Annotated in this window: 9 protein-coding genes; all 9 read left to right on the top strand. The window is 52.0% G+C overall.

Annotated features, from left to right (window positions below):
• The first annotated feature begins 71 nt into the window (after positions 1-71).
• The 9 genes from nuoF to WCI03_01540 all read left to right on the top strand — a co-directional run bounded on the left by nuoF (position 72) and on the right by WCI03_01540 (position 13,157).
• Positions 72-1,988: an NADH-quinone oxidoreductase subunit NuoF gene (gene nuoF / locus WCI03_01580; GenBank protein ID MEI8138538.1), complete on the top strand. Its 1,917-nt coding sequence runs from the start codon at positions 72-74 to the stop codon at positions 1,986-1,988.
• Between the two features lie 2 nt (positions 1,989-1,990).
• On the top strand, positions 1,991-3,751 hold the full coding sequence (locus tag WCI03_01575) for an NADH-dependent [FeFe] hydrogenase, group A6 (protein ID MEI8138537.1): 1,761 nt from the start codon (positions 1,991-1,993) through the stop codon (positions 3,749-3,751).
• Positions 3,748-4,278: an NAD(P)H-dependent oxidoreductase subunit E gene (locus WCI03_01570; protein ID MEI8138536.1), complete on the top strand. Its 531-nt coding sequence runs from the start codon at positions 3,748-3,750 to the stop codon at positions 4,276-4,278. Before WCI03_01575 ends, WCI03_01570 begins: the two co-directional genes overlap by 4 nt.
• Before the next feature lie 229 nt (positions 4,279-4,507).
• Positions 4,508-6,316: a translational GTPase TypA gene (typA, locus tag WCI03_01565; protein ID MEI8138535.1), complete on the top strand. Its 1,809-nt coding sequence runs from the start codon at positions 4,508-4,510 to the stop codon at positions 6,314-6,316.
• 110 nt (positions 6,317-6,426) lie between these two features.
• Complete coding sequence (locus tag WCI03_01560; protein MEI8138534.1) at positions 6,427-7,284, top strand: AAA family ATPase; 858 nt, start codon at positions 6,427-6,429, stop codon at positions 7,282-7,284.
• A gap of 34 nt (positions 7,285-7,318) precedes the next feature.
• A complete protein-coding gene (locus WCI03_01555) occupies positions 7,319-8,314 on the top strand; it encodes a hypothetical protein (protein ID MEI8138533.1) in 996 nt (331 codons plus the stop codon).
• A gap of 9 nt (positions 8,315-8,323) precedes the next feature.
• On the top strand, positions 8,324-10,018 hold the full coding sequence (locus WCI03_01550) for a secretin N-terminal domain-containing protein (GenBank protein ID MEI8138532.1): 1,695 nt from the start codon (positions 8,324-8,326) through the stop codon (positions 10,016-10,018).
• 57 nt (positions 10,019-10,075) lie between these two features.
• Positions 10,076-11,173, top strand: coding sequence for a hypothetical protein (locus WCI03_01545; protein ID MEI8138531.1), 1,098 nt, complete (start codon positions 10,076-10,078; stop codon positions 11,171-11,173).
• A gap of 13 nt (positions 11,174-11,186) precedes the next feature.
• Entirely contained in the window at positions 11,187-13,157 is a 1,971-nt protein-coding gene (locus WCI03_01540; protein MEI8138530.1) for a HAMP domain-containing sensor histidine kinase, read from the top strand.
• Positions 13,158-13,164: the final 7 nt, after the last annotated feature.

The following is a 13,164-nucleotide window of genomic DNA, read 5'->3' as shown; positions in this document are numbered from 1 at the left end:
TTGACAAGATGAGAGGGGATACGTTATTCAGCTATTTCTCAATAATTAAAGGTGATAAAAAGGGAATACTTATGAGTAAACCAATGGAACAATTGCTTGAACTTCGACGGAAAGCCGAACAGCGGCTGCAAAAGGAGAAGTTAAGCTCAAAAATCCGGATTACAGTAGGCTCGGCAACCTGTGAAAATGCTGCAGGTGCCAATGAGGTCTTCAAGCGGGTCGAGGAACTGATTCACCAGCATAAGGTGAAAGATGTCACCTTGAGCCGTGTGGGTTGCACGGGCCGTTGCGACATGGAGCCGGTGATGACGGTGTTTGCCAAAGGTGCAGAGCCCATCAAATATAGTGCCATGAACCCTGAAAAAGTGGGGCAGTTTTTTGAGTCGCATGTTCTCAAAGGTGTGCCGGTCCAATCCCTTTCGATGCCCCGTGGGAAACGAGCAGGCGGGGAATTCCAGGAAGAGAAACTTTGGGCGGATCCACGGTTGGCCGATCGATTTTCCTCCGTGTTCGGCGATGTGGACTTCTTCGGCAAGCAGATGCGTGTGACGTTGCGTAATTGCGGTGTGATTGATCCCGAGAGCCTGGATGAATATCTTGTCGTCCGCGGGTATCAGGCAGCGGTGAAGGTGCTGACGGAGATGAAGCCGCAGGACGTTGTGAATTCGATAACCAAGTCCGGTTTGCGCGGGCGCGGCGGCGGTGGATTCCCTACTGGCGTGAAATGGAACTTTGCCTCGGTTCAGAAGAGCGAAGATAAATACATCATCTGCAATGCTGACGAGGGCGATCCCGGTGCATTCATGGATCGCAGTACCATTGAGGGTGACCCCCATACCATCGTTGAGGGGATGATCATTGGCGGTTATGCAATTGGTGCGAAACAGGGGTATGTCTACATCCGTGCGGAGTATCCTCTGGCCATCAAACGGCTTGAAGTTGCCATCGATGCGGCTCGCAAGGCTGGTTTCCTCGGAAAGAGCATTTTCGGAACCGACTGGGATTTCGATATCGAGATCCGGTTGGGCGCAGGTGCTTTTGTGTGCGGTGAAGAAACCGCTTTAATTCGATCCATCGAGGGCGAGCGGGGCATGCCCCGTCCACGGCCACCGTACCCGGCGGTTTGCGGTTTGTGGGGCAAGCCCACGGTCATTAACAATGTTGAAACGTTTGCCAACATTCCTGTGGTCATTCTGGATGGTCCCGAGTGGTTTGCATCCATTGGTACCGAAAAGAGTAAGGGCACGAAGGTGTTCGCACTGGCAGGTAAGGTTTGCAATACCGGACTGGTCGAAGTACCTATGGGCACTACCCTGCGTGACGTAGTCTACGGGGTCGGCGGCGGAATCCGGGACGGCAAGAAATTCAAGGCGGTTCAAACGGGTGGTCCGGCCGGGGGATGTCTTCCGGACTCGTGTCTTGATACCCCGGTTGATTACGAATCGCTTACGGCGGCTGGTTCCATGATGGGCAGCGGCGGGATGATCGTGATTGATGAGGATTCCTGCATGGTGGATATGGCGCGGTTTTTCCTGGATTTCACCCAGGATGAATCCTGCGGCAAATGCACACCCTGTCGGGAAGGCACGAAGCGCATGCTTGAGATCCTCCAGCGGATTGTGGACGGCAAGGGGGTCGAGGGTGATATTGAGAAGCTCCTTCGCCTGGGGGATACCATCAAGCGGACATCCCTGTGCGGGTTGGGTCAGGCATCGCCGAATCCCGTGATCAGCACGATCAAGCACTTCCGTGGAGAGTACGAAGCGCATATCCGCGAGAAACGTTGCCCTGCCGGGGTCTGTAAACACCTGCTTTCTTACACCATTATTGCTGAGAAGTGTATCGGGTGTGGGGCCTGTAAACGAAAATGTCCTGTGGCTTGCATTAGTGGGAAGCCGAAAGAGGTTCATACCATTGACGCCTCTCGATGCATTCGATGTGGGCAATGTTTTGAAGCATGCAAATTTGATGCGGTGAAGAGGAAATAGTTATGACAACAGAAAAAAAAGTAACTTTATGGATTGATGGTGTCAAGGTGACGGTGCCTGAAAAGAGCACTGTTCTTCAGGCCGCGCGATCCATCAATATTGATGTTCCCAGTCTTTGTTATCACCCGGATCTGAGTGTCGTGGGTGCCTGCCGGGTTTGTCTGGTGGAAGTGGAGGGTCAGCGTAATCCGGTCGCATCCTGTTCCTTCCCGGTCGCGGAAGGCATGAAAGTTAAGACCTCATCCACGTTGTTGCGCCGGTTGCGTCGCGATGTGGTGGAGCTGATTCTGGACAATCACCCGATGGATTGCCAGACCTGCGGACGCAATGGGACGTGTGAATTGCAGAAGCTGGCCTATGATCTAGGTGTGCGCGAGCGGTTGTTCCAGGGTGAACGCAAGCATTTTGAGAAGGACGAGTCGTCGCCGGTTCAACGTACCCCGGATAAATGTATTCTGTGCGGGCGGTGTATCCGCGTCTGCGGAGAAGTACAGGGAGTCCACAATCTGGGCGTCCAGAACCGTGGTTTCCACAACGTGGTGGCGCCGGCGCACGAGTGCAATATGATTGACTCTGTTTGCATCCATTGCGGACAGTGCGTCAACGTCTGCCCCACGGCGGCGTTTACCGAACAGGATGCCACCGAGTCGGTGTTTGAAGCCTTGGCCAACCCCGACTTGCATGTTGTTGTGCATACGGCTCCGGCTATCAGGGCCACGATTGGGGAAGGATTTGGGTTCAGGCCAGGAACCCCGGTGACCGGAAAACTGGTGACGGCCCTTCGGCGTGCCGGGTTCCACAAGGTGTTTGATACCAACTTCGGCGCCGACCTGACCATTATGGAGGAGTCCGCTGAATTCATCACCCGAGTCCAGAAAAAAGAGCGGCTCCCGTTGATCACCTCCTGCTCGCCGGGCTGGGTGAACTTCATGGAGCGTTTCTACCCGGAGTTGATTCCGCTGACTTCGACCTGCAAATCGCCCATGAGCATGCTGTCAACACTGCTGAAGACCTATTATGCGCAGCAGATGGGGATAGACCCGAAGAACATCTTTGTGGTGGCGGTGATGCCTTGCACGGCGAAAAAGTTTGAGGCCAGTCGTCCCGCCCATATGGCTCCGTGGGGCAAGCCCTACACGGATGCCGTGCTGACCACGCGCGAATTGATCTGGATGCTGAAATGCCTCGGGGTGGATTTCCATAACCTGGAAGACGGTATGTATGACTCTCCGCTGGGCGTCTCATCCGGTGCGGCCGACATTTTCGGTGCCACGGGCGGCGTGATGGAAGCGGCGCTTCGTACGGCGTATGAGAAGATTACAGGTCAAGAACTTGAAAATCTGGATTTCGAGAATGTCCGTGGCGTTGAGGGGGTCAAGGAAACCTCTGTTGAAATCAATGGCATGACGATTAATATTGGGGTGGCTAACGGGTTACAGAATGCCAAGCATCTCCTGGATCGCGTGGTGAGTGGTGAGAAACTATACCATATCATCGAGATTATGGCGTGTCCGGGCGGGTGTGTTGCGGGTGGCGGCCAGCCGTATCCGCCGAATGGGATGCATGTGCTGGATCCTGAACTGGGCCGCTTGCGGGCGCGGGCGCTCTATTCAATCGACGGAAGCAAGTCCCTGCGGAAGTCGCATGAGAACCCGGCTATTGAGTTGTTGTATGAGAATTTCCTGGGGGCGCCCAACAGCCATCTTTGCCATGAGTTGTTGCATACCCACTATGAACCCAAGTATCCAAGAGGTGTGAAATGAAGTCAGAGTTGTATAAAAAGGAACAGGACAAGGCCAAGGCGATCTTTCCGGAATCGATTGTTAGCTATATTGCGGAATGTTCCACAAAGAAAAATGCTGACAGTCACCTGATCTCCGTTTTGCATAAAGTGCAGGATCACTTTGGCTTTCTAGCCAAAGAGCATATGGATGCCGTGTCCGTCCTGATGCAGATTCCCTCGACCAAGGTCACAGGCGTGGCAAGCTTCTATCACTTCTTCAACTTTACCCCCCGGGGTAAGCACCGGATTTCCCTCTGCATGGGAACAGCGTGCTTTGTGAAGGGTGCAGGGCTTGTGATGAGCAAGCTAAAAGACCTGCTAGGCATTGATGTGGGCCAGACCACGGCGGATGCCCAGTTCTCGATCGATGTTGCCCGATGTGTCGGGGCCTGCGCCCTGGCACCGGTAATGATCGTTGATGAGAAAGTTTATGCCGGGGTCAAGCCAGAGCAGGTGGCCAAGATCCTTGCGGAATACGGGTTCGATCCGAAAAAAGCAAAAGCGTAAGTCTTCCCTGATAGCCTGTTGAACGCCACGGCTCAGCCGGAGGCTTCGCCCTACCTTGAGGAATCACTCGTATTCCGGTAGGGCGAGGCGTCCCTGCCGAGCCGTCTGGGGCGGTTTATTTTCAGGGCGATTTGACAGTTGCCCTCAGGTCAGGTAATGTATTTCCGTGCTGGTGAGTTGTCGTAAGTCCCCCGCTGGCGATCCCCCCCCTGAAAGTAAATAAGCAAATATGTATCGACCTGACCTTATTCGAAATGTTGCCATTGTAGCGCATGTTGACCATGGCAAGACCACCCTTGTTGATAAACTGTTCCAGCAGAGCGGTATGTTCCGAGACAACCAGGCGGTCGCAGAGCGACTGATGGACTCTATGGATCTTGAGCGTGAACGCGGCATCACCATTGCCTCCAAGAATGGCTCCTTTCAGTACGGGGAGCATACGATCAATATTATCGATACGCCCGGACATGCCGACTTCGGCGGACAGGTTGAGCGCGTATTACAGATGGCTGACGGCGCGCTGTTGCTGGTGGATGCTCAGGAGGGGCCGATGCCTCAGACGTTCTTCGTGTTGAAGAAGGTGCTGGCGCGTAATATTCCCGTGATTGTGGTTGTGAATAAAATCGACAAACCTGCGGCCCGGATTGATTGGGTGGTCAATCATGTGTTTGACCTGTTCGTAAAGTTGAATGCCCATGATGCAGCCCTCGACTTTCACACCATTTATGCCTCCGCCATCGGCGGGTTTGCATCGGCTGATTCTCATACACAGGGCACGGATATGCGGCCCATACTTGACGCCATCATCAAGTATATTCCCATGCCGAGTGGCGATGTTGATGCGCCACTCCAATTGCAGGTGAGCTCTATTGACCATTCACCGTTTATGGGACGGTTGGGTATTGGTAAAATCACTTCAGGCTCCATCAAGGTGGGTATGCCCGTGGTGGTGGCTAATATGGCGGGTAAGTTAGCCCCCACGCGCATTACCAAGCTTTATCGCTTCAATTGTAATCAGAAGGTTGAGACGGAACATGCCGGACTGGGAGAAGTGGTCGCTGTAGCCGGGCTGGATACGGTGGCGATTGGCGATACCTATACAGATCCGGAGTCTCCCCGCCCCGTGGCTTCGATCCCGGTTGATCCGCCCACGCTTTCGATGAATTTCATTCCCAACAACTCCCCGTTTGCCGGCACCGAGGGCACTTTTGTCACCTCGATTCATGTTGCCGATCGACTGAAGCGGGAAGCCCTGTACGATGTGGCGTTGGAGGTTGAGGTGCTGGCCGACGGATCCGGGCATAAGGTATCCGGGCGTGGTGAACTCCATCTATCCATTCTGATTGAGAAGATGCGGCGGGAAGGCTATGAATTCCAGGTTAGCTGTCCAAATGTCATTTACCGGCAGGTGGACGGCAAAATGCTTGAGCCGTATGAAGAGCTTACGATTGATGTGGCTGAGCAATACATGGGGACGGTGATCGAGAAACTCGGGGCGCGTAAGGGTATCATGCTTGAGATGGAGAAGGGCACCGGAATGTCGCGGCTCAAATACCGGATTCCCACGCGGGGTCTGCTCGGGTTTAAGTCCGAGTTTATGTCGGACACCAAAGGGATGGGGGTATTGACGTATATTTTCCTCGAATATGGTCCCTTTGCCGGGGAAATGCGTAAACGCAGAAATGGCGTATTGATCTCCATGGACACCTGTTCCACCGTTTCATTTGCGCTTTTCAATTTGCAGAAGCGGGGCAAGCTGTTCATGGGACCAGGGATTCGGGTCCAAAAGGGGCAGATTGTCGGTGAGCATTGCCGGGATAACGATTTGACCGTCAATCCGGCCAAAGGCAAGCAGCTCACTAATATGCGTGCGGCGGGTTCGGATGAGAATATCATTCTCACACCGCCGACCCAGATGAGTCTGGAAGATTGCATTGCCTATATCAACGAGGATGAACTGGTTGAAGTCACACCCAAGACTGTTCGATTGCGAAAAGATCCGAGAGTTCGCAAGGCCGTTAAAGCCCAGGAAGATTGAGCGTGTTTCTGAATTTCGATCATTGATTAATGATGCTTGAATTTTTTGGACAGGCTCTTCATAATTCATACCTAATCAGATCGTTGCGGACGATAGGGTGATGGGGGAGCATGAGTTATTACAAACTACTAGGCCTGAATGATGAGCCGTTTTCTACGAGCCCAGATCCTTCCTATTTTTTTCAGTCGGCTCAGCATAAATCGGCTCTGACGCGTCTGCGTATCGCGCTCAATCTCAAGCGCGGCCTCAGCATTATTGTGGGCGACCCGGGGACTGGAAAGACGACGCTGAGTCGGAAGCTTTCACAAGTCCTTAGTAATGATGAGGATGTGTGTTTCTCGATGATCCTGAATCCGTATTTCAGGACGCAAAAACAATTTCTTTCACGGTTGGTTTCTATTCTCCATGCCCCCATAGATCCTAAAAAAACATCGGGGCTGGACTGTATCGAAGCGGTGGAGCAATTTCTTTACAAAACCGGGGTTCAGGAAAAGAAACGTGTTGTTTTACTGATTGATGAGGCGCAACTTTTGCCGCCGTACGTGCTTGAGATCTTGCGAATTTTATTAAACTACGAGACGAATGAGTTTAAAATTCTTCAATTAGTTCTGGTGGGGCAGATGGAACTGGTGCCGGTGTTGAGCAAAATGCCGAACTTTTGGGATCGTATTGCGCTGAAATGTGTAATTAATCCCCTGAATTTTGATGAGGCCAAAGAACTGATCAACTACAGGCTTTTACAGGCAGGTTATCACGGGGCCGGGCTGTTCAGGGATGATGCTATACGATTGATTCACACTCATACGCGGGGCTATCCGCGGCAAATGTCCATTCTCTGCCATAATCTTTTAGAGATGCTTGTGATGAGGGAACGGTCCGTTATTGATGAGGCTCTGGTAAGGGAGGTGCTGGCTGAAGAGCTGCGCCCTGTTTCTGGGGTTGTCGAGCCGGTGCCGATTGTGTATTAAGTCAGGGATTATTTATGAGGGTATTAATCAACATATGACACCAGAGGAAAAACTTCTGGCATTGATCCAGCAGGATAAGCGACAAACGGGAACCGTTACGCCGCAAGAGAAACTGTTGGCGTTGATTGAGCAGGATAAGCAGAAGCCGGAGCCCTCCCTTCCGGTTCCGGTTCAGCCCGTTGCCACAGCTGTACCGATCCCAGTCGCTAAGCCGATTCCCGCCCCAGTGGCTGTAGCCGCCCCGCCTGCGGCTAAGCCGGATCCTATTCCGGCCCCCGCAGTCGTGAAGGCCGCTCCTGTTGTTGCAGCACCTCCGCTGGAGATCAAACAGACTCCTGCGCCCGTGAAGGCAGCTCCCGTCGTTGTCCCTCCGGCAGAGACCAAGAAAACACCTCTGGTCGTAATGCCCCCCGCCCCCGCACAGAATACTTCGACTCCGACGGCCAAGTCTGCGACGGTGCCCGTAATAGCTCCACAACCTGTCAGTTTGCCGACTCCTGCTCCCTCCGCTCCCCAGCCCATGCTATTCCCGACAATTCGCATATCGGGGGTGACGATCACGAATCGGGTTTTAGCGGTAATGGTGGTGCTGTTGATTGTAGCGGTTTTCTGCAGTGTCGCGGGAACCCAGCGTGGCGTTGATAATGAAATTCAAAAACAGATGAATGGCGCGGGAGAAATGTCGGTCACCCCGGTTGCAATTTCTGATGAGCCGGTTCCTGCGGCAGAATTTTTTCTGGAAAAAGTAAGCACGAGGAACTTTTTCTCCCCCAAAACGGCTGAAAAAGGCAAAACTGGCGCAGATGTACCGGAGACGTTGGGGCTGGCTAAAGATTTGAAATTGGTTGCGGTGTCAATGGATGCCGCAACGGCATCTGAATCCATGGCGATTATCAAAATCAAGGCTGATTCCAAAACGTATTTTGTGAAAATCGGGGAAAATGTTGGCGATACTGGGTTTGTTCTGACAAAAGTATTGGCTGATCGCATTGTGCTAAAACAGCGGAAGCAGGAATTTGAGCTGAAATAAAAGGGTAATATGAATAAATACCGATATAGAGCGTGTCATGCCCTGCGGTTGAGTTTTGTGTGGGCATTGGTAATGGCGGTGTTTTCTGTCGGGGCGCAGGCTCAGATGGCTGATACTGCGATGCCGGCGGTAATCGCGCAGATACCCAGTCAAAAACCGCATATGATTAGTGAATATCATTTGCCTGGACTGGAAAAAAAGATCTCCCTCGACCTGCTTGAGTCGATGGATGTTGTGGATCTTCTGAAATTTCTGTCCGTCAAGGCTGGCCTTAATATCATTATCGGTAAAGATGTCGCCGGATCCAGCAAGTTGATGATCAAAGATGTGACGATCGCGGATGCAATGGAGATCGTTCTCGCCGCGAACAGTCTGGCATATGAAATCCAGGGAACCATCATCAAGGTGATGACAGACAAAGAGTATCGGGAGCTTTACGGCGAAGGTTTCTATGAGCGCAAAAAGGCCAAGATTATTTCACTCAAGTCATCCATTCCAAGTCAGATGGCGCAGTTGCTGGAGCAAGTCAAGAGTACGATGGGAAAAATTGTTTTTGACGATAGCACAGGGAATCTGGTGTTAATTGATACGCCTGAAAAAATACGGGAGATGGAAGACGTTATCAGTAAGGCCGAACTGCCTTCCTTTCAGCGGGCGTATCCCACGGTAACCACCAATTTTGTGCTGCAATATGCAGTACCGGAAAAAATTGAGCCCCTAGTGACGCCCATGCTCACGAAAATTAAGGACGCCAGCATCGGGCAACTGAAGATTGACGCGCGCACCAAGACGCTCATTGTGACGGATCTTCCCAATGTGGTTCAAAAAATTGGTGATCTGATCGCCATGTTTGACCGGCCTCAGAAGCAGGTCTTTATAGAAGCCAAAATTATTCAGGTTCAACTGTCGGATTCAATGACTTTCGGGGTTAATTGGGATTATCTGTTTCAGGGGCTCGATCCGCGTTTTTCGTTGGCCCCGGCTTCGAGAATGATTCCCGGTGTGGATTCCGCTTCTGCCGTAAATGCTGTGGGAGGGAGTGTGACTTATCACACTATCGCCGCCGGAGCGGACTTGAATATGATTGTGAAGGCCTTGTCCACGGTGGGGAAGACGAAATTACTGCAGAATCCTCACATTGCCGCCCTGGATGGCAAAGAGGCGATGATTAAAGCGATTACTACCGAGCCTTATTCTGAACTGCAATATGAGACGGGAAGCTCGAATATTGTTGGGAAAACGTATAAGTTTGTCGAAGTTGGTGTGACGCTGGGCGTAACACCGCATATTAATGAACTGGGTTTCATTACTTGCGAAATCCGTCCGGAAGTCAGTTCTGTGCTTAGATGGTATGATTCCGATCCATCAGCAGGGGCCCAAAATTCCGGAGTTCCTGTGGTTAAAAAATCATTTGCCGAAACAAGCGTTAGTGTTAAGGATGGGGTTACCATTATTATTGCGGGTATGATTGATGAGAGCCAGACCAAGATGCGCTCACAAATACCTTTTTTGGGTAGTATCCCGCTTCTCGGTGTACTTTTTCGGTATGATGATACAAAGATTGTAAATTCCGAGACTATTATTCTTCTGACACCCCGCATTGTGACCGGCGACAAATTCTTCGAACGCAGTCGAGATATGAAAAAGCCTGTAAAAGGGGCGATCCCCTCGACCGGCCTAACCGCCGCTGAATTTGTGCAGTAAGAGGATCCAGGTTATTCTTCTTTTTTGATGCAGAATGGGAAATGAGGGTCTAAACGAGTGACTCAAGCCGTAAAATACTTCGTCATATTGTTTGCCTTTAGTTTATCTCTGCCAGTTTATGCCCAAACTTCTGCCGTACCTGCCCATATTGATGCCTCTATTTATCAACGTGTTGTAGATGAAAACCTGGATTTGCGAAAAGAGCAGGCTCGGATAGACGGTGAAATGGGCATTTTGCGCCGGAAAAATGCCAGTCTTCTACTTGATATTCAAGATCTTGAACGAAAACGCGATCAACTTTCAGCTTTGGTTGCTCAGCTCAAGACCCCGGATGAATTAACGTCTCAAATGGCGCGCCTCAACGCTGAAAAGGTGGTATTAGTCCGCGAAATAGAGCGTTTGAGGGAGTCGCTTGCAGCAAACGCTCCCCCAATGACCAATACCCCGGTTGTCTCGGTGACTCCCGCACCGAATTCCGATCTGTTTAGAAAGTTAGAGCGAGAAAATGCTGACTTGCGTCAGGATATGGCGAAAGCCCGAGCTGCAGGTATCAATGAGTCGGTCGCAAAAGAAATAGTTCAAAAAAGTGAGATTGCGCTCAAGGCTGAAGTGGCCAGGCTGACCGCTCAATATAAAGACACTGCCGCAGAGCTTGAGTCTTTGCGGCGTCGTGAGACGGGCCTAAAAAGGGCCATGACTGAGCAGGCAAAAAAAGCCTTTGACGCTGAACAAGCCAGGAATAAGGCCCTCGACGCGCAGGTTAAAAAGGATGAAGAAGCCCGGGAGGCCAAGCATAAGGCGATAGAGGCCGATGCCGCTCTTGAAAAGCTCAAAGCTCAAACCGCCCCTCCTGAAAATTCTGCAACTCAGAGTAGTAATGCGCCAACCGTTTCCGACCTGATGGCGGCGGCGCAAAAAAGTCTTTTGACGGGGCAAATTAGGGACGCTGAAAAGCTTTATCTTCAGGCGTATAAAAGCGAACCTAGGAATGCATCCATCAGTTACAATTTGGGAGTGCTCTACGGTGACTATCTTAAGGATTACGAAAAGGCGGCAAAATATTACCGCAACTATCTGGCCCTGGCGCCTAAGGCTGTCGATGCCGATGTGGTCCGTTCCTGGCTCATAGATATGACCGCCAAGGCAAAATGGTGAGAACCCCCTTTCTATGAGGCGGGAAATCAAACTGATAATTCTGGTGTTTGCCCTGGTGGTGGGGCCGGCCATCGCTTTGTCTTTTTTAGCTGTCCGGGTTCTCGAAAGTTGGCAACTTGTTCTGCAGAAGAGGATGGCCGGTGAAGCTGGTCATGTGCTAGATGAAGCTGTGGCGGCGTGGAATCACGAATTAACGGCGCTTCGCGCCATGCCGGATTTCCCTGCCAATCATACTAAGCCCTCAAATATGTGGGTCGCCCACGCCTCCGAATTAAGCCTTCAGCATTCATGGCTAGATGGGTTATTTGTTACCCGGGGTGGTGCTGAAATGGTGTACCCCCCGGTTGAGCCCATTGCTCCCCCGATTGAGCGTGATGTTACAAGTGCTGAACAGGCCGGCCCTTTGTCTCAGGTTGGAGCGTATCTTGAGCAGGGGGATATGGCGGCGACGATCAAATGTCTGGAACTGGTGGCGGAAAACAGGAGTCCGGAGTCCGGAGTCGGAACGCGGAATGCAAAGAACGAACGCGGACAAAGAGACTCTGATGAGGGGTTTCGCTATGATTTGATTGCTCTTAAAAGGCTGGCAACCATTTATGAGCTTCAGGGCCAGACGGCAAAGGTTTCGGAGATCAGGTTGAAAGTCCTGGAGGAGATGCTGCGCCGATATGATGAATTGGTGCCGCTCCAGCGGGAGTCAATGATTGAGTGGCTGGAATGTGCAGGGCTGCAAGGGGGGGAGGCTTCTGGGTTACAGTCCCAATGGCGGGAACGAATGCGGTTAAGGACAATGAAGCCGGATGAGCGGACAAGAGTGGGGAATGGCATTCGGATGATGGAGTCGACAATTCCTGATTCGGGATGGCTCACGATGCGCGTACAGGAGGCCGATTTCCTTGTCACTAAGCTCCCGCAGCCTGGGACTACTTCCCTGGTTTTGGCTTTGCAGTTTGATGAGCACAAGTTAATTGAGCACTTGAACGCCCTGTTTGCGATTGCGGTCAGCAATACGGAGATTCGGGTGAGGTGTCAGATTCGGGATGAGGGAGAGGCGGGACCAATTCTTGCGGTTCGACAATTACCGACACCCTTTGAGGCCATGTCTCTGGTGGCTACTCCCGAGGACGTTCCGGCTTTTGTGGCGAACGCTCGACTTCAGGCAAGGTTATATCGTGGGGGTGGTCTGTTGTTGTTGATCAGTGTGGTGGCTGGCATTTGGCTGGTATGGCGCGAAGCCGCCCGAGAGATTCAACAGGCGGGGGAGCGCAGCGCCTTTGCGGCGGCGGTTTCACATGATCTGCGGACCCCGCTTTCTTCCATGAGAATGTTGGCTGAAAGCTTGTACATGGGAAATGTCACTGACACGAACAAGCAAAAAAAGTTTCTGGGCACCATTATCAAGGAGAGCGATCGGTTGAGTAGGTTGACCGATCGGGCGCTCTACTTTATTCGCTACGGGCAGGGGGCATTACGATACCAATTTACCGAGGGTGATCTGGGAGGAGTGGTCAGGGAGACCGTTGAAACTTTTGCAGTGGGAGCGAGTGGGGAGGTAAAGATCGGGATTGATATCCCTTCCCAGCTTCCGTCGGTGAAATTTGATGCTGGGGCCATAGAGCAGGTGGTGTATAACCTACTGGACAATGCGGTCAAGTATTCGCGTAAAGAGGGAGAGGAGCGTGGAGTTCCGAGCTCCGAGCCCCGAGGGGCAGGGGACGATGGGTTAATCAATGTTAAGCTATTCGTTGAAGGGGGGCAGGTTGTACTCTCTGTGGAAGATCATGGCGTAGGGATGACTCCGGAGGAGGTGCGGCAGGTCTTGAAGCCGTATGCGCGCGGAAAGAATGCGGGACGGCAGAATGCCAGAGGGCTCGGCCTCGGGTTGGCATTGTGCCAGCATATTGTGCAAGCTCATGGGGGCAGTATTCAGATTCAAAGTGAACCCGGGAAAGGGTCGAAATTTAAAATAATTCTGCCGGGATGAAATAACC

Source organism: bacterium, from assembly GCA_037143175.1.
GTDB lineage: Bacteria > Verrucomicrobiota > Kiritimatiellia > CAIKKV01 > CAITUY01 > JAABPW01.
The sequence above is the reverse complement of the archived record's forward strand: the minus strand, read 5'-3'. Positions and strand labels throughout refer to the sequence as shown.